Source organism: Cytophagaceae bacterium, from assembly GCA_016722655.1.
Taxonomy (GTDB): domain Bacteria; phylum Bacteroidota; class Bacteroidia; order Cytophagales; family Spirosomataceae; genus Leadbetterella.
Map to the genome: position 1 here is coordinate 888,131 of JADKIR010000004.1, position 17,668 is coordinate 905,798.

Genomic DNA, 17,668 nt, shown 5'->3' on the forward strand with positions numbered 1-17,668 from the left:
TCTAAGCTTTTAAAACATCATTGTTTAAAAAATTCAAGCCTAATTTTTCTTTCTTTCATTAAATAAAAAATCAAAATATTATAAATATATATAAGTACTTATATATATTTGTTTATGAATTTCTATCAAAAACTCGGTCCGCTGGTATTCGGAAGCAGGTTAAGAAGGCTCAGCGAGGGCTTTCTTTCCGAAGTCAATAAAGTGTATGCAGACCTCGGAATCGACTTTGAAGCCTCATGGTTTGGAGTATTTTATCTTTTAGACAAAAATGGAGAACTCTCTATCCATGAAATATCAGAGGTGTTAGAAATTTCACACTCGGCAGTGAGCCAAATGGTAAAAACCTTAAACGAAAACAATCTGGTAGCTCTTAGCCCTTCGAAACATGATGCTAGAAAAAAAATAGTGGTGCTGACCGATTCCGGAAAAGAGTTGCTAAATCAAATAAAGCCCGTTTGGGAAGCATTGGAAAAAACCATAACCGAAATGACTGTAGGTATGGAGATTTTTGAGCATCTAATGAAAATAGAAAATGATTTTTTGAAGAAAAGTCTGAGTCAACGTATAAAAAACCAAATGAATGTTTAGCTACGGAAAAGATTATTTAACCATAAGTAAAGCCCTGGCTCTGGTAAATGGCAGCCTAAAAGGTCAAATAGAACCCGAAACTGCTGAAAAAATCAGACAAAGCACTGCCTGGGTCGAAGAAATTGTGGCCAGTGAAGAGGTGGTTTACGGTATCAACACGGGTTTCGGGCCATTGTGTGATACAATAATTTCGGACGAACAAACCAGCCAGTTACAGCATAACCTCCTCATCAGCCATAGCGTGGGAGTAGGAGAACCTATTTCCATGGAAATGGCCAAAATGATGCTCGTTTGCAAGGTACATTCGCTGAGTATGGCGTATTCGGGTATCAGAATGAGCACAATTGAAAGGATACTTTGGCATATAGAAAATAATGTGATTCCTGTGGTTCCCTCAAAAGGCTCGGTAGGTGCATCAGGCGACCTTGCTCCTTTGTCGCATCTTTTTCTGCCCTTGATAGGAATGGGGAAGGTGATTTTCGAAGGAAATGAATTTGAAGCACTGGAAATTTTGTCAAAATTTGGTCTTTCACCACTTTCTCTGGGTCCCAAAGAAGGTCTGGCACTGATCAACGGTACCCAATTTATTCTGGCACATGCGGTTTTTGGAGCAAAAAGACTCTTTGATGCTTTACAAATGGCCGATGTAGTAGGAGCTTTGTCTCTCGAAGCTCTAATGGGCTCTGCCAAGCCATTTGACAAACGACTGCACGATATCCGAAATTTTGAAGGGAACCAATGGGTGGCCCAAAGATTAAGATCATTGCTCGAAGGCTCGGAAATTTTGGTGGCTCATCATGACTGCGACCGCGTGCAGGATCCCTATTCACTCCGTTGTATGCCGCAGGTGCATGGGGCCTCGAGGAATGCCTACATTCACCTGAAAAATCTTGTGGAAACTGAGCTGAATTCAGTTACAGACAATCCGATAATAATGGGTTCACACAACAGTATCAGCGGAGGAAATTTTCATGGTCAGCCACTCGCTTTGCCCCTGGACTATAGCACGCTTGCAGCCGCAGAAATCGGAAATATTGCCGACAGAAGATGTTACCTTATGTTGGAAGGTCGATATGGTTTACCGAGGTTACTCCTTGAAGACACCGGACTAAATTCCGGATTTATGATTCCGCAATACACAACAGCTGCTCTGGTTTCAGAAAACAAAACCTTGTGTTTCCCTGCCTCTGCGGACAGTATTCCTACTTCACTGGGTCAGGAAGATCATGTGTCCATGGGTTCCATCAGTGGCCGGAAACTGCATCAGGTATTGGATAATCTGGAATACATTCAGGCCATCGAGATGCTTTATGCTGCTCAGGCTCTCGAATTCAGGAGACCTTTGAAATCGAGCCGGATTATTGAGGAAATTCAATCTGAAATACGAAAATTAGTGCCTTTTGCAAAAGAAGACCGTAGTTTTTCTAAAGATATTAATACACTTCATCAATTGATACGGTCGGGAAGGATACTCGAAATCACCCAACCACTAAAAACCTTAGATTATGGATACGAAGACCATTGCATTTCTTGAAAAATATGCCAGTCATCCGGCCTATCATGCACCCAGAGGAACTGAACTCAATGCCAAAAGCTGGCAAACAGAGGCCCCGCTACGGATGATGCTCAATAACCTGGACAAAGAAGTAGCCGAAAATCCTGCTGAATTTGTAGTATATGGAGGAATAGGCCAGGCCGTTAGAAACAGAGAAAGTCTGGAGAAAATCATAGAAATATTGCTTGAACTCGATGAAAACCATTCACTGTTGGTGCAATCGGGCAAACCGGTGGGTATTGTACGCACCCATCCACAAGCCCCGAGGGTATTGATAGCCAACAGCAATCTGGTACCTGCCTGGGCTACCTGGGAGCATTTCAATGAACTCAAAGAAAAAAACCTGATGATGTATGGCCAGATGACGGCCGGAAGTTGGATTTATATAGGCTCGCAGGGCATATTGCAGGGTACGTATGAGACCTTTATGGAATGTGGTCGCCAACATTTTGAAGGCGACCTGCGGGGAAAACTTATCGTTTCGGGTGGATTGGGCGGCATGGGTGGTGCACAGCCTTTGGCAGCCACTATGGCCGGAGCAACGTTCTTAGGAGTGGATGTGGATCTGGAAAGGATTAAAAAACGTCTGGAAACCCGTTACATCGACCGCATGACAGATTCTTTTGAGGAAGCCATAAATTGGATAAATGAAGCAAAAAACAAGGGTGAAAATCTTTCGGTTGGTTTGGTAGGCGACATTGGAGATGTTTTGGAAAAAATGTTGGAAATCAACATGGTACCAGAGGTTCTTACTGATCAGACATCCGCCCATGACCCTATCAATGGCTATGTGCCTAATGGATTAAGTTTAACTGAAGCCCTAAATTTACGAAAAGCTGATTCGAAAAAATATCATGAATTGTCGCTGAAAAGCATGGCCAGACATGTGGGCTTTATGCTCCAATTTCAAAAACGTGGCTCGGTAGTATTTGACTATGGCAACAATTTGAGAGAATTTGCCCGTCAAGGTGGCGAGCCCAATGCATTTAATTTTCCGGGGTTTACACCTGCGTTTATCCGTCAGCTTTTTTGTGAGGGCAAAGGGCCGTTTCGGTGGGTTGCACTTTCGGGTAATCCGGAGGATATTTTCACTACTGATAAAGCCTTAATAGAGGCTTTCCCCGAAAACACCGGAATGATAAACTGGCTGAAACAAGCCAGGGAAAAAATAGCATTTCAAGGTTTGCCATCGAGGATATGTTGGCTAGGAATGGGCGAAAGGGAAAAGGCAGGACTGATTTTTAATGAGCTGGTCAAAACCGGAAAAGTGAAAGCTCCGATTGTGATTGGCCGGGATCATCTGGACTGCGGCTCAGTGGCATCGCCCAACCGCGAAACCGAGGCCATGCTCGACGGCTCTGATGCAGTATCGGACTGGCCACTGCTCAACCTGATGTCAAATGCTACGGGTGGTGCTACGTGGATATCGTTCCATCATGGTGGTGGTGTGGGCATGGGGTATTCGCAACACGCAGGTATGGTGGTATTGGCAGACGGCACCGAGCGGGCTGAGGAGTGTCTCAAGCGGGTTTTGTTCAATGACCCTGCTATGGGGATTTTCCGACATGCTGATGCCGGATACGACAAAGCCAAAGCCTGGGGAGAGAAATTTGGCTTGAACGTGTGGTAATTTGCAGCAGGGATTGAGCGTTTGTCTGAGCTACCACGCATTTGCGTGGAGCGAGAACCACGCTAAGGCATGGCCGCCCGGCTGCCCAAAAAATAATAATAAATGAAACTCATCGGTCCGTTTTCACAAATTCTGACATTAGATAATATTCCACTCAAAGGGGCGGTAAAAGATGAGGCTTTGGAAATATTGCCCGAGGCTGGTGTACTCGTAGAGCATGGAATGATCATAAAAACTGGGGATTTCAATTCGTTGAGAAAAGAATACAAAGAAGCTGAAATAGAGGAAGTTGATCAAAAAAATGTCTTGCTGCCTGGTTTTGTGGATTGCCATACGCACAGCTGCTTTGCAGGTTCCCGGGCTATGGATTTTGCAGAAAGGAATGCAGGGAGCAGCTACCTCGAAATCGCCCAACAAGGCGGTGGAATATGGAGTACGGTGACTGCAACGAGGAAGTCTTCGGCCATTGAATTGAAGCAATTAACAGAAAGTCGGGTCAACGGTTTTTTGAAAAATGGGATTACCACCATAGAAATAAAATCTGGCTATGGGCTGTCGGTGGAAGAGGAAATCAAGATTTTGAAAGTAATAAACCAGTTGGATACCAGTGCCGATGTGGTAACTACCTGCCTTGCTGCACATGTAAAACCACGTGATTTTGATGGCTCTACTGAAGAATACCTTGATTATTTGATCAAAAAACTACTCCCGGAAATCAAAAATTTAACTCAGAGAATTGATATTTTCACTGAAAAATCGGCTTTCGGGATTGAGGAATCGACCAGATATCTGCAACAGGCCAAAGAGATGGGTTTTAAAATAACCGTACATGCCGACCAGTTTACAGCGGGTTCGGCACAGATGGCCGTAAAACTGGGGGCACTATCCGCCGACCACCTGGAAGCGAGCACCGACGAAGATATAAAGATATTGGCGAACTCAGAAACGGTCGCTGTGGCTTTGCCCGGTGCATCAATAGGCTTGGGGGAACCCTTTGCTCCTGCAAGAAAACTACTGGATGCAGGTGCTTGTGTGGCCATAGCCTCAGACTACAACCCCGGGTCAGCACCTATGGGCGATTTGTTGACACAGGCATCGATTCTGGCAACTTATCAAAAACTCAGCACGGCAGAAGTGTTGGCAGGATTGACTTTCAGGGCAGCAAAAGCACTTGATTTATATAATATTGGTAAAATATCATCTGGCTTTCAGGCTGATTTTCAAGCTTACTCCTGTGTTGACTATCGCGAGATTCTGTATCATCAGGGAAGTTTAAAGCCTGAAGCAGTTTGGAAAAAGGGGAAGAAAATTTGAGTCTTATGAAGGGAAATTCATTAATTTGGACCGGAAGAACTGATGGCGATGGGGAAGAGCATTTGCGGTGGCACCAAGTGATGCAATATGAGATAAATCCTGAAACGCAAATGGTGATTCTGGGATTTGCCTGTGACGAAGGGGTAAGGCGTAACAAAGGAAGAATTGGTGCCAAAAGTGGCCCGGACGCACTCAGGAATGCCTGTTCAAATTTTCCGGTTCATAAAAAACTGAATGTTGCAGATCTGGGCGATATCATCTGTGAAAATCAAAACCTCGAAAAAGCTCAGGAAGAATTGGCGACTCATGTGGCTGAAATACAAAATCAAAATTTGAAAAGTATAGTTTTTGGGGGTGGACACGAGGTAATGTACGGGCATTTTTCTGGCCTTAGAAAGGCTTACCCGGGTCAGAAAATTGGTATCATAAATTTCGATGCACATTTTGACAACCGATCAATAATACCCAAAACCGGCCCTACCTCAGGCACCGGATTCTGGCAAATTGCACAAACCGACCCAAACCATGCCTATCTGGCTATCGGAATTCAGGAAAACTCCAATACCCGGGCACTTTTTGATTTTGCCGATCAATCAGGTATGCAATATCTTTTAGGCAAGGATTTTCATTTAAAAAACGAAGAGAGAATTTTGGCGGTAATTCACCAATTTATTGCAGATATTGATGTGCTTTATGTGACGGTTTGTATGGATGTTTTCTCGGCTGCATTTGCTCCGGGTGTGAGTGCGACCGCATACAATGGGTTGATTCCTGATACATTTTTTCAGGATATTTTCAGAAAAATTATTTGGGATCAAAAACTCAAAGCTTTTGATATTGCTGAGCTAAACCCGGTTTTTGATTTCGACCACCGCACAGCCAAATTAGGTGCATCGCTGGTTTTTGAAGTAATAAATGCCAAAAATTGACAGAAAAAATCGTGCTCTAAATCGTTGGAAATAAAATACTAAGAAAATCAAGGACAATAAATTTGATTTTTTTTCGGCAAAAGATTTGACAAGATTAGAAAAACGCACTACTTTTGCACCACGATTCCCGAATAGCTCACAGGACCGCCTGCCGGTCGCTTAGAGAATCTGCCTGTTAATCAGAGGGAAAAATTAACAAAAAACCGACATATTCCCGAATAGCTCAGTCGGTTAGAGCATCTGACTGTTAATCAGAGGGTCGCTGGTTCGAGCCCAGCTTCGGGAGCTAAGCCCCAGAGAAATCTGGGGCTTTTTCGTTTTTAAACTATTTTAAGTTCCCTTCCAAAAATCATTTTTGCCCGGTTTTTTCCAAAATCAAAACCCAATCTTGTCCATAGCCTGAGGTTGGGGGTGTAAATTTTTGTTTGCCCTGGTTTTTATAATCGCCAGCTTCTTTTATTTCTCCATTCCTGGGGTTGAGCCATTTGGCCTTCAGGCTATTACCTGATATTTTACCCAAAACTACCGTAAAAGGCTTTCCAACAGCACTGTAAACCCATATATAATCTTTTCCACGAGCTGCCTGTATGCGGTCGTGGGCTGAGAGATTGTTTTCAAAAATCAAAGATTGATCAGGAACTCTTTCCAAAAGAGGCTGTGATTCCAATAATTTTCTTAAAAATTTCACCTGATTGGCTGCAGGCAATTCCATGGCTTGTTTCCAATAAAAATGGGGCCCATTGACCGGACTAGCCCCAGGCCGATGAAATTGCCAGATATCATGACAGCCATAGGTATAGCCAAAAGCACCTGCGAATACATCCAGATACAATGCCTTCCTCACATCAAAAGCATTAGTTGTGCCCAGTTCTTTGGCGTTAAAACATACGGGATGATCTTCGTAAATGGGCTCACCGTCAATCACAGGTTTTGTAGGTTGTCTTTTGTAGGATTTACCTATCAAATCATATACTTCGGTATCGCGGCAATGCCCGGTCTGAAACATATTAAAGTCAAACCAGGACTCATTATGAAACCATTCTGAGGCACCTTCTTTATTGGGCTGGGGGTGATAGCCTATTAAAACCTTATCATTTCCACCATAAGCTTCCGCTAAACCGGCTGCCATTGCATTCCAGATTTCCTTGTCTTGAGTGCCGGACCTTGGATTTCGGTCTCCTCCTAATATCCAGATGATATTTTTTCGATTTTTGTACCTATTTCCTATCCAAAAGCCATATTTTCTGGCATTTTCAGGATTAAAAATTTCAGGCCCTGCTCCCCATTTATCCTTAAATATTTTATCTCCCCATGTGGGTAGCAAGCCGATATTCAGTCCAAATTCTGCCGCCTTGTCAATCACAAAATCAACATGTTCAAAATACGCCTCATTGGGAGAAGTAGGATCGTCGTTGAGCAAAGGCGTATGTCCATGAGCATTGGGAGCGTGAATGCCATCGAGTTCGGCCAAAACTACTGCCTGAATCACAGTAAAGCCTTGCTCAGCCCGTCGTTTGAGGTAATAAGTTGCCGAGTCGCGGTCAAGTGCATGAAACAGCTCCCAGGCGGTATCCCCTACCCACAAAAAGGGCTGTTTGTCTTTTATAATAAACCGGCCGTTTTGACTTACTTCAAAACCTTGAGCATAGGTACTATTAACACCTAAAAAAAGCAGCAAGGCCCAAGCGAAATGTTTCATGATGATAATTTTAAATTAGAAATCTTTATTTGACTTTAAAATCAGGATTGAAAATAATCCCGAGAACATTACCCCAGGGGTCTTTCACGGTCGCCACCATGATTTCGCCACCCACATTTTCGGGTTTTTCAAAAGAAAAAGCACCCGTGTCAACAGTCGGTCAAACTCTTTTTGGATGTCATCTACACCCCAATATACCAACACATTGGACGATTTTATGGTTACGGGCTCGTCGTCAGGCACAAGTCCCAGTTCATAACCCTCCACATCAAATCCTACATAAAATGGCTGGTCGAAATAAGGCTTATTGTTGAAAACTTTGGTGTACCATTCTTTGGCGGCATTCAGGTCACCTACTTTGTAAATTGCCGTTCTTAATCCTTTCATAGTTAATTTTTTTGCCAAATTAACAAAATATAAATAAAATTGATGCTCAATATCTTAGCATCCATTTTTGTTAAAAATTTCCTGCTTTTTAGTTTTTCATTGCCATAGCCCTGTCGGGAGTATTATATAGCGTTTCAGGTATTTCAGCAAGTGTAGAGTAATTTATCTTTTCTCCCAAAGTGTAAAACTCCTGAAAACTCATAATCAAAGGCTTCCATTTGTCGGGATCAACCCGATCAGGATTTTCATTTAGCAGAATGTCTTTTTCAAGGTACACCCTATTGATTTTTAGCTCAAAAATCAGAATTTTACCTTTTTGGATTTCATCATTTGCTGCCAGTGAGTAGGATGATTCTACAGTCGCCTCCAACTGAACCGCACATTCTTTTACCCTTAATGGCTCAACCGTTTCTGAAAATTCCGAAGAAAAACCCGCATGTTCAAATTTATTCTCTACAAAAAAATACCCCTTTTGAATTTTAGCTTCCGGAACAGGGTATCTTCCTGTAGTTTTAGCCAATTTATTAACTGAATCCACTAAATCGGCAGAAGGAAGATTAAGTACACATTGCCCGGTTCTGAGTAGATTTTTGGAAGTTTGAGAACCGGCACCAAGACCAATTACACATCGCCACCCCAGCCAAAAAATGGAAGATGCCGGGGCCAGGTTGTCTGAATTATTGGGGTTTTTTGAACTGATTAACACTACGGGAGTTCCGAAATAAAGAATTGAAGGATAACTTTTGATTTTCATACTTTTTTTTTATTTCAAAAGTATTGCCGGAAATGATTGAGAAAAATCTGATTCTTGCTGAAAATTATAAGTTAAATTTCCTGGTATTCTCTGGCAGATTCCCAGCCGATAATTGCAGTTTTTCGTGGGGTACCCCATCGGTATCCTCCAAACGACCCGGTTGACTGAATAACCCGGTGGCAAGGAATTAAAAATGCAACAGGATTGCTGCCAATAGCGGTACCAACTGCCCTGGAGGCTCCAATGTGGCCGATATTTTCAGCTACTCTTCCATAGGTCGATAGTTTGCCTGAAGGTATTTTCAAAAGTGATTCCCAAACTTTCAACTGAAACTCGGTGCCATGGAGATGCAATTTGATTTTAGGTAAATTGCTCCAATCATTCCTGAAAACAAATAGTGCATCTTGTTGGATTAAATCAAGTTTTCTTTGAAAAACAGCATTCGGAAATCTGTAAATGAGGTTTTGTAAAGCAGCGGATTCATCTTCTTCAAAAGCCATGTGACATATACCTTTAGAAGTAGAGGCTACTATAAGATTTCCAAACAGGCTTTCAGCAAAACTGTAGTTAATCATGAGATTTTTTCCCCCGTTTTTATATTCAGCAGGCGTCATCCCTTCAATATTAACAAAAAGATCATGCAGCCGGCTCGTGCCTGAAAAGCCAGTTTGAAATGCAACATCAAAAATTGAATTTTGATCTGCTAAGAGATTTTTAGCATGTTCCAGGCTTATATATTGCAAAAATCGCTTTGGGCTAACCCCGGCCCATTCTTTGAAAAGTCTCTGAAAATGAAATGGACTCAAATGTACCCTTTCGGCGATTTCATAGAGGTTAGGCTGTGACTTAAACGCTGTCTCAATATAACCAATTGCTTTGCTTATCCTCTCGAAGTTGAACTGATGTTTTGCGTCCATTATTTCTGGTTTTTAGACAAAAATGACAAGAGTTATTTTACAAAAAAATCTGAAACTTGCTAATTTTAGATTTTGAATAAAAATTCATTCAAACTCAGCACCTCCACTTTATGCTTCGCAGGGCTGAGCCAATTCCAGATGTTGTTATAATGCGTGACCAGCGTTTCGGCAGTAGCCCAGGGCTTATCGCTGGTGGTGTGGGCATCAGAAATTACCGTAATTTTATAGTCCCTCACCAAAGCCCCTTTTATGGTGGCATCCACACAAAAGTCTGTGGAAGCTCCGGCGATAATCAATTCCTCAATATCCAGATCTTTCAAAACAGCTTCAAGTTCACTTTTATAAAAGGCGTCATTGATGGTTTTTACCACTATTTTATTTGTGGCTTCCACAGTGATTTCATCGATAATCTCAAAACCTGTAGTTCCTGGCAAATAATCTCCCTCCGCGGTGCCATCGTGCTGAATATGTATTACAGGCCAGCCTTTATCTCTGAATTTTTCGGAAAGATGATTGATTCTCTCAATCACTCCCAAGGCATCATATTTCGATGTCAAAGGTGTAAAAGAGTCTTTTTGCATGTCGATGATGAGGAGAGTGGGCATGATGGTTTCTATTTACAACATAAATTTATTTAACTGTGTATAGCCTGCAGCATGGCCTTCATATTATTTCTTTATTCGAATCATAAAAGCCTAAATCTCCTTCATTATTCATTATTTCAATCAAATGTCTCTTCTGCACTTCTTTCAATTCTTGTTTATATTTCAAAACCTCCTTCCCGCTTTCCCCATCTCATACACCAAACTCCCGCCGGCAGCAAGCTCAGCGTAGGTCAGATAGGTGCGGTTGATGGGTTTGCCGTTTAGGATGATTTTTTGAATATAAATATTGTCTTTCCCGAAGTTTTTGGCTGTAATGTTGAGGGTTTTGCTACCCACTTTCATTTTTAAATTGCTGAAATGCGGCGTGCCCACATAGAACCTGCCATCCGCCGGATGCACCTGATAAAAACCCATCGCCGAAGCTACGTACCAGGCACTCATCTGGCCGCAATCATCATTACCACAGATACCATCGGGCTTGTCGGTGTAAAACTTCGAAGTGATTTCCTTCACTTTTTCAGCGGTTTTGTCGGGTCTTCCCAATGCACTGTAGAGATAAGGCACGTGGTGCTCGGGCTCGTTGCCTTGTGCATACATACCTATGAGCCCCGACACGTCGGGTGAAGCCTCGGCACCCAGGTCACCCGATACCACAAAAAGGCTGTCGAGTTTTTGCAGAAAAGCCTCCTTGCCCCCAAACAAAGCCGTATAGTTTTCCAGATCCTGCGGCACCATAAATGTATATTGCCAGGCATTCCCTTCGGTAAAATCACTCTTCATGTGTACAATATTGAAAGGATCAAACGGCTCCCTGAAGTTTCCATCAGACATCACTCCACGCACAAAACGGGAATTTTTGTCAAAATATCTCTTATAATAACCTGCTCTTTCTTCAAAATATTTACGGTCTTCTTGGTGGCCCAATTTTGCAGCCACCATGGCGATACATTTATCTCCAATGGCATATTCCATAGCTTTGGAAACCGACTCTACTTCCTGCTCTGCCGGTATAAAACCCGTCTTTTTCAGGTATTGAAGCCCAAACTCATCACCCATGGCCGTGGTTTTCATGGCCTGAAAAGCCTTTTCATAATCAAAACCTTTGAAGCCTTTCAAAATGGCATCGGCCAAAACAGGCACTGCACTGTAACCGACCATACAGTTGGTTTCTGACCCTACCAAAGGCCACACCGGCAACTTACCCTGCTGGTCATAAATATCGAGCATACTTTTTACAAAATCAGGCACTTTCTTCGGAGCCAAAAGGGTCATTAAAGGATGCCACTGACGGTAAGTATCCCACAAACTAAACACGGTATAGTGGTCATAACCCGGTTGAGTATAAACTTTCTTATCGGTGCCGCGGTAGGTTTGGTCGTGGTCGTTAAACAATATCGGGGCAATCATGCTATGGTAAAGAGCGGTGTAAAAAGTCCTTTTTTCCGAAATAATATTGGTGGTAACGGTGGCAACCGAAAGAGCCTTGTTCCATTTTTGCTGGGCCTGCAATTTGATGTTTTCAAAATTCCAGCCCGGGATCTCATCCTGTATGTTTTTCAGAGCATTTTCAGAACTCACCGGTGAGATACCCACTTTTATTTCGACCTTTCCAGTGCCTATCCCAAAATCTATTTGCCCTACCAGGCGGCGACCTTGTTTTTCATTTACATCGACAAAAACACTATCAGATACAATTCCGAAGTTTTTGACCGGAACGGAAGTTTTTATAGCAAACCACAATCTTTGATCTACCGCCCAACCTGAAGACATCCTGTACCCGACGAAAGTATTGGCATCCACTTGCTTGATAAAGGTATCGGTAGGTCTATCCCAGCCAATGCCCGTAAAAAGGTCAACGGCTACCCGGCGATTCTCATTTTTTTTGTATTGATATTGATGATAGCCTACTCTTTCGCTTGCTGTAAGCCTGACTTTCACTTCGGGCAGATTTACTTCGTAATAACCCGCCTCGGCCTTTTCATTTTTATGAGAAAAAATTGCCCCAAAACCCCCATTATCACGATTTTGATGACGATGTTCGAGCTTTAGTTTGCCCGAATACGGCATCAACATCACATCGCCGAGGTCGCCGATACCCGTACCGCTGAGGTGAGTTTGTGAAAAACCAATGATGAGGGAGTCGGAATAATGATACCCCGAGCACCAGTCCCATCCTTTTACGATTTGGGCTGGGCCGACCTGCACCGCTCCAAATGGCACATTTGCCCCCACAAATACATGGCCATGACCGTCGGAACCAATAATAGGGTCAACAAATTTTACAGGTTTTTCCTGAGCATGTAGCTGAGCAGCCACCATCAAGCCAAAAAGTATTTTTTTCATGGAGAAGGACGATTTTAAACTCAAAAATACTTGATGTTTTTGGGGGATTTTCAGGAATTAATAAATTTTTTTAATAAATATTTTATCAGACAAAAACTTGCTTATAAAGAAGGCCCAGCGTATCGCAAAAACCGCAAAGGAGCCACAAAATGCACAAAGAGTTTTTTTAGTCTAAAGAGAAACTCACTCCACCGCACTTTCCAAAAACTGAATCGTACCTGCATCGGCATTGATTTCGGCTTCTATGCCTATGGGAATCGTGAATTTATTAGTAATGTGGCCAATCATAGCCCCTGTAAAAGCCGGTTTTTTGGTAGGTTTAATGTGATCTTCCCAAAGGTCTTCTAAAGTAAGCGAACCGTAACTGCCGGAGCCGGGCTCACACTTGGTGCATTTTCCAAAAACAAAGCCACTCATAGCCTCAAATGCCCCAACAAGCCGCAGATGGTTTATCATGCGATCCACGCTGTATGGCTGCTCCTCCACATCTTCACAAAAAAGGATTGCATTTTTGAAGTCAGGAGTATATTTAGAGCCCAAAATATGACACAAAACGGTCAAATTTCCCCCAATCACCTTTCCATGGGCAGTTCCGGAATTAATAGTGGCGATACGATCTTCTACCTGTGTGAGGTTGTCGCCTTTGGTTTTAGGGTTTTCATATTTTACTTTTTCGGCATTCATCAAAACTGCTTTGAAGTACTTCACTGAAAATTCATTCCAGGTAGAACCACCCACCGGGCCATGAAAAGTAACCAGCCCGGTCATGGCATGTATTCCCAACAATAATGCCGTAACATCAGAATATCCCACAATGACTTTTGGGTTTCTGCGGATGGAATCATAATCCAATAGTGGCAAAATACGGGCACAACCCCAGCCTCCATGTACACACAGAATACCTTTCACCGAGCTATTGGCAAACATTTCATTGACATCCGATGCCCGCTCCTCGTCGGTTCCGGCAAGATACCCGTAGCGTTTCCAGAGGTTTTTTCCCAGCTTAACCTTGAAACCCAGTGCTTCCATCGACTCTACCACCACCTGCACCTGTTCTTTGCTGTATGCCGGTGCAGCCGGGCACACCAGTCCGATAGTATCCCCCGCAATTAGCCTTTTAGGTTTGATGACTTTGGATTGAGTCAAAGGTATAATGGCAGCAGGAGCAATCGCCAGATTCTGAATGAAGTTTCTTCGGTTCATAGTTTTTGGGGAGAAAAAAGCAATTTACAATAATGGCCCCTATTTTCAGCGTAAAAGACCGAATTATTCCTCAAAATCTTAACCCAAATATTACCTCCAAAGCAATAATATTAATTTAGAATTGTTTTTTGTTGAGTATTTTTGAAAAAACCTGACCTGATGTTTATTATATTAAATAACTCTTTAAAAGTACTTGCCCTTTCTTTTGTCCTTTATTCCTGCGGCTTAACAGATATTCTCGAGTCGTAAAAGATCAAAAAGATAGCAGCTACGGCGATATTTCGGTATTTATAAGAGCGGGTAACAGCAAAGGATGGATTGGGGAGGTGGTGAAGTGAAAACCTAATTCATAAATAGTTTTTTTTAAAATAGAAAGTTATATAAATTTCGAGCAGTTAATTATAAGAAATTAAAGTATTTTTTAATTCTTTTTGGTATAATGATTAGTATGATTTATTAATTTTAAGTATTATAACTTTTAGTAAATTAGTTAATGGATAAAATACTTAGGAAATTAGAAGCGTTTTATAAAGTTGAAAAAGAAAGAGAAATTTTCTTAAATATTCTTGAATTTTTTGTTGCCATTTTAGCAGGTGGTTTTATAGAGGCATGGATTGGAGAAGGATCCAGATTTGATAACAAATCAATAACCTTCATATTTTGTCTGATTGCAATATTTTTTCTTTTTTTTAGAATAAAGCGTCAATTCTTCTTGCCTGAATCTACCATAAGTTATATTGAAAATAAGCTTGAATATGATAAAAAGGTTAGGGAACTTAGCAGAAAAGAAACAATTGATACTTACATCGACAATGCAATAAAAACTTTAAATGAAAATACTTGTCCCTTAGGTTATAATAATGAGCATTTCTGTGATTTGAATTTGGATGATGGGTTGAGGAAAGTATTAATTAATATTACCCAAAATACTAACCATGTTTTAGATTGTTCAAGTTCAAAATTTACTATAGTTTTATTCCTTGAAAACTACCCGAATCACAATAACGATTACTCCTTAACATTCGAAAATAAATCACTTATATTAAGAGATGATTTTGAAATAAAAGATGAATTTCCAAGTGACATTATTAAAAACCAACACTATTCAGACCCTAATAGGTCGATAAAAACTTGGACACAAAACTAAGTTAACAATTAATTAGATTTGTGTATGTCAAAACATCAAAAAACATGGTCATCAGATGAGAAGGAGAAAATAGTTCTTCATTCTATCCAGCATGGCGTTAGTAAAACATCAAGGGAGTTTGGGGTTTCTACAGTGAGTATTTACAGTTGGAAAGAGAAGTTTGAGCAACTGGGTAAAAATGGTTTGCAATCAGGAGCAATGACCGACTCTGAGCGAGAACTTAAATTATTGCGTCGTGAAAACGAAGCTCTGAAAAGGATTGTGGCCGAGAAAGAATTAGCCATTCAGATTAAAGATTCCCTTTTAAAAAAAAGCCAGTCAATAAAGAAATGAAGATCATGGTTGTTGATGAATTTCTGGAGCAAGGCAAACCCAAAAACATAGTATTAAAACATGTTGGACTGTCGAGAAGTAGCTATTATTACACTTCTACCGGCACAAAAGCCAGGAAAAAAGCATCTCGAGTTGTTTATGACATAGACGACAACCGACATGATTTAGACTATGTTTTACAAGAAGTTAAGACACTTTTAGAAGGTGAGTTTGTTGATTATGGCTATTATAAAACTTATCGCTATTTAAACCAGGAAAAGGGTTTAAAGATTGGTGCATATAGAACCTATAATCTTATGAAGGAGCATAATTTATTGAAGTTTCAACGTAATAAGACCAAAAGAACAAGCAGAAATTGGGTAAAAGAACTCGTGCCAAATGTACAAAGTGAATTTAGTTTCTTGGAATTTGATATTAAGTATGTTTATGTACAAGGAACTCATTCAAATGCACAAGTATTGACTATTTTAGATGTTTATTCAAGGTGGCAACTGGCTCAATATATCGCAAATTCTATTAAATCCGAAGACGTAATAAATCTCTTTGAACAGGTTTTTCAGACCTATCCTATGCCAAAACAATTCATCGTCAGAAATGATAATGGATCGCAATTTGAAGCAACAATCGTTCAGGAATATTTAAGAAAAAGGGTGTAAATCAGGAATTTACCAAGCCTGCTACCCCCGAGCAAAACGCACATATTGAGGCGTATCACTCTATAATGGAAAGTGCTGTATGTCAAAGACTTGAGTTTGAAAATTTAGAAGATTTCAAACAAATAATGACAAGGTGGAAGAAATTTTATAACTTCGAGAGAATTCATGGTGGATTAGGATACAAGTCACCTAAAAAATTCCTGGAATCAATAGGTGTCAAAATTGACCCAAAATGGGTAATGTAAATTAATTATCGTGTCCAAGTAATTGCGTTTAAGACAAGACTTTAAATTTGATTTGCATGCAAGCGGACTTTCAGCGATAAATAATAAAACTCAAATTGAATTTGAAGATGCCCAGAAAAAACTAAAAGTAATAGTATGTCCAATTCCAGCAGTTTGTGAGAATTCATTCATTGGGGTTATATATATAATTGCTGAGAGATTTGTCGAAACTCCTAAAGATTTAGAAAATACTCTTTTTATTTTTGGGAGAATATTATCAAATTGGATTTCAAAATATGAAAGTTGTGTTCATGATAGAAATCAGGCCCAACAAAACAACGAATTAATTTCTCATATAAATTGCCCTGATTGTAATGGAAATGCACATACTATGACTATTAATACTTTACCACCAATCAAACTTTAGAAAAATTTTATATATTAAAATGACCGAAAAAATCATCCCTAGATTTGAAATTTTATTAAATGATTTAAGAAATCACAAAATAGGTGATTTCTTAGTCTCAAGATTTTTTAAAATTGAGTTATCAAAACTTGACCTTTACCATCTATGGCAAATTTATTTTGATAATGCTAAAAAAAACAGAACTTATATTGCCCCAGGATTTAATCATGAAAAAGGTGACAATATTAATGCTTTAATAATCGTATTAAACTCCTTTGACACCAATAAAAACCTAGAACTTTTTATCATAATAATATTAAGATTATTCATTATTTATACAAAAACAAATACTGATTTTTCAGATGTTATTGAGGCTTTAAAAGTTGCTAAATTCTCAGAAGAATCACTGAATGAAATAGAAATAGAATTTGAAAAACACAAGAGCCGAAAACTTCCAAACTCCTCCGATTTAAAATCCGATTCCTATAAACACAAAATTAATGAACTTTCAAAAACTGACATTTTTATTGTACATGGACATAACATAGAAATAAAAGAGAAAGTCGCAAGAACAATCGAAAAACTTAAATTAAATCCAATTATTCTACATGAAAAAAGTAATGACGGTTTAACAATTATTGAAAAGTTAGAAAAATATTCAAATGTTAATTTTGCGGTGGTGCTGTTAACATTTGACGATTTAGGAAACGAGAAAAATAAACCCTCGAAAAATAATAGAGCTAGACAAAATGTAATTCTTGAATTAGGTTACTTCATAGGAAAAATTGGAAGGAAAAATGTAATGCCACTTTATGAAATTGGTGTTGAACTCCCAAGCGACATTTCAGGAATACTATATACTCCATTAGATGATACTGAAAGTTGGAAAATTAAATTGTTAAAAGAATTGAAGTCAGCAGGTTTCAATGTAGATGCAAACGACATTTTATAGAAATAGTATTTTTTATTTACAATATT

At 40.1% G+C, this 17,668-nt stretch carries 15 protein-coding genes, 1 tRNA gene and 2 pseudogenes; 11 read left to right on the forward strand and 7 right to left on the reverse strand.

Annotation, left to right across the window (positions count from 1 at the left end):
* The first annotated feature begins 114 nt into the window (after nt 1-114).
* The 6 genes from IPP61_04485 (at nt 115) to IPP61_04510 (ending at nt 6,302) form a co-directional block, all read left to right on the forward strand.
* The gene (locus IPP61_04485; GenBank protein MBL0324429.1) at nt 115-588 is read left to right on the forward strand and encodes a MarR family transcriptional regulator; all 474 of its coding nucleotides are present in this window, start codon (nt 115-117) and stop codon (nt 586-588) included.
* On the forward strand, nt 581-2,122 hold the full coding sequence (hutH, locus tag IPP61_04490; GenBank protein MBL0324430.1) for a histidine ammonia-lyase: 1,542 nt from the start codon (nt 581-583) through the stop codon (nt 2,120-2,122). The genes IPP61_04485 and hutH overlap by 8 nt, the downstream gene beginning before the upstream one ends.
* A complete protein-coding gene (locus IPP61_04495) occupies nt 2,094-3,773 on the forward strand; it encodes a urocanate hydratase (GenBank protein ID MBL0324431.1) in 1,680 nt (559 codons plus the stop codon). The genes hutH and IPP61_04495 overlap by 29 nt, the downstream gene beginning before the upstream one ends.
* A gap of 102 nt (nt 3,774-3,875) precedes the next feature.
* Nucleotides 3,876-5,087 carry an imidazolonepropionase gene (locus IPP61_04500; GenBank protein ID MBL0324432.1) on the forward strand — a complete coding sequence of 404 codons (1,212 nt, stop codon included), beginning with the start codon at nt 3,876-3,878 and terminating at the stop codon, nt 5,085-5,087.
* A gap of 5 nt (nt 5,088-5,092) precedes the next feature.
* Nucleotides 5,093-6,016, forward strand: coding sequence for a formimidoylglutamase (hutG, locus tag IPP61_04505; protein MBL0324433.1), 924 nt, complete (start codon nt 5,093-5,095; stop codon nt 6,014-6,016).
* Nucleotides 6,017-6,228: 212 nt separating this feature from the next.
* A tRNA-Asn gene (locus IPP61_04510) sits at nt 6,229-6,302 on the forward strand.
* A gap of 63 nt (nt 6,303-6,365) precedes the next feature.
* On the opposite strand, the gene IPP61_04515 is transcribed toward IPP61_04510, so the two are convergent.
* From IPP61_04515 to IPP61_04545, 7 genes and pseudogenes are all read right to left on the reverse strand, one after another.
* A complete protein-coding gene (locus IPP61_04515) occupies nt 6,366-7,715 on the reverse strand; it encodes a glycoside hydrolase family 140 protein (GenBank protein MBL0324434.1) in 1,350 nt (449 codons plus the stop codon).
* Nucleotides 7,716-7,740: 25 nt separating this feature from the next.
* Nucleotides 7,741-8,102, reverse strand: a pseudogene (locus IPP61_04520) (VOC family protein).
* An 88-nt stretch (nt 8,103-8,190) separates the two neighbouring features.
* The gene (locus tag IPP61_04525) at nt 8,191-8,856 is read right to left on the reverse strand and encodes a flavin reductase family protein (GenBank protein MBL0324435.1); all 666 of its coding nucleotides are present in this window, start codon (nt 8,854-8,856) and stop codon (nt 8,191-8,193) included.
* Nucleotides 8,857-8,927: 71 nt separating this feature from the next.
* Nucleotides 8,928-9,773 (reverse strand): methylated-DNA--[protein]-cysteine S-methyltransferase, encoded by an 846-nt coding sequence (locus tag IPP61_04530; GenBank protein ID MBL0324436.1) that lies wholly within the window; start codon nt 9,771-9,773, stop codon nt 8,928-8,930.
* Between the two features lie 65 nt (nt 9,774-9,838).
* Nucleotides 9,839-10,378, reverse strand: a complete 540-nt coding sequence (locus IPP61_04535; GenBank protein ID MBL0324437.1) for a cysteine hydrolase — start codon at nt 10,376-10,378, stop codon at nt 9,839-9,841.
* 162 nt (nt 10,379-10,540) lie between these two features.
* Nucleotides 10,541-12,721: a GH92 family glycosyl hydrolase gene (locus IPP61_04540; GenBank protein MBL0324438.1), complete on the reverse strand. Its 2,181-nt coding sequence runs from the start codon at nt 12,719-12,721 to the stop codon at nt 10,541-10,543.
* Nucleotides 12,722-12,904: 183 nt separating this feature from the next.
* The gene (locus IPP61_04545; protein ID MBL0324439.1) at nt 12,905-13,924 is read right to left on the reverse strand and encodes an LD-carboxypeptidase; all 1,020 of its coding nucleotides are present in this window, start codon (nt 13,922-13,924) and stop codon (nt 12,905-12,907) included.
* Nucleotides 13,925-14,417: 493 nt separating this feature from the next.
* On the opposite strand from IPP61_04545, the gene IPP61_04550 reads away from it, so the two are divergent.
* The 5 genes and pseudogenes from IPP61_04550 (at nt 14,418) to IPP61_04570 (ending at nt 17,642) form a co-directional block, all read left to right on the forward strand.
* Nucleotides 14,418-15,071 carry a hypothetical protein gene (locus IPP61_04550; protein MBL0324440.1) on the forward strand — a complete coding sequence of 218 codons (654 nt, stop codon included), beginning with the start codon at nt 14,418-14,420 and terminating at the stop codon, nt 15,069-15,071.
* Between the two features lie 24 nt (nt 15,072-15,095).
* Complete coding sequence (locus tag IPP61_04555; protein ID MBL0324441.1) at nt 15,096-15,404, forward strand: helix-turn-helix domain-containing protein; 309 nt, start codon at nt 15,096-15,098, stop codon at nt 15,402-15,404.
* A 5-nt stretch (nt 15,405-15,409) separates the two neighbouring features.
* Nucleotides 15,410-16,305, forward strand: a pseudogene (locus IPP61_04560) (DDE-type integrase/transposase/recombinase).
* Between the two features lie 22 nt (nt 16,306-16,327).
* Nucleotides 16,328-16,711, forward strand: coding sequence for a hypothetical protein (locus IPP61_04565; protein ID MBL0324442.1), 384 nt, complete (start codon nt 16,328-16,330; stop codon nt 16,709-16,711).
* 19 nt (nt 16,712-16,730) lie between these two features.
* Nucleotides 16,731-17,642: a nucleotide-binding protein gene (locus IPP61_04570; protein ID MBL0324443.1), complete on the forward strand. Its 912-nt coding sequence runs from the start codon at nt 16,731-16,733 to the stop codon at nt 17,640-17,642.
* Nucleotides 17,643-17,668: the final 26 nt, after the last annotated feature.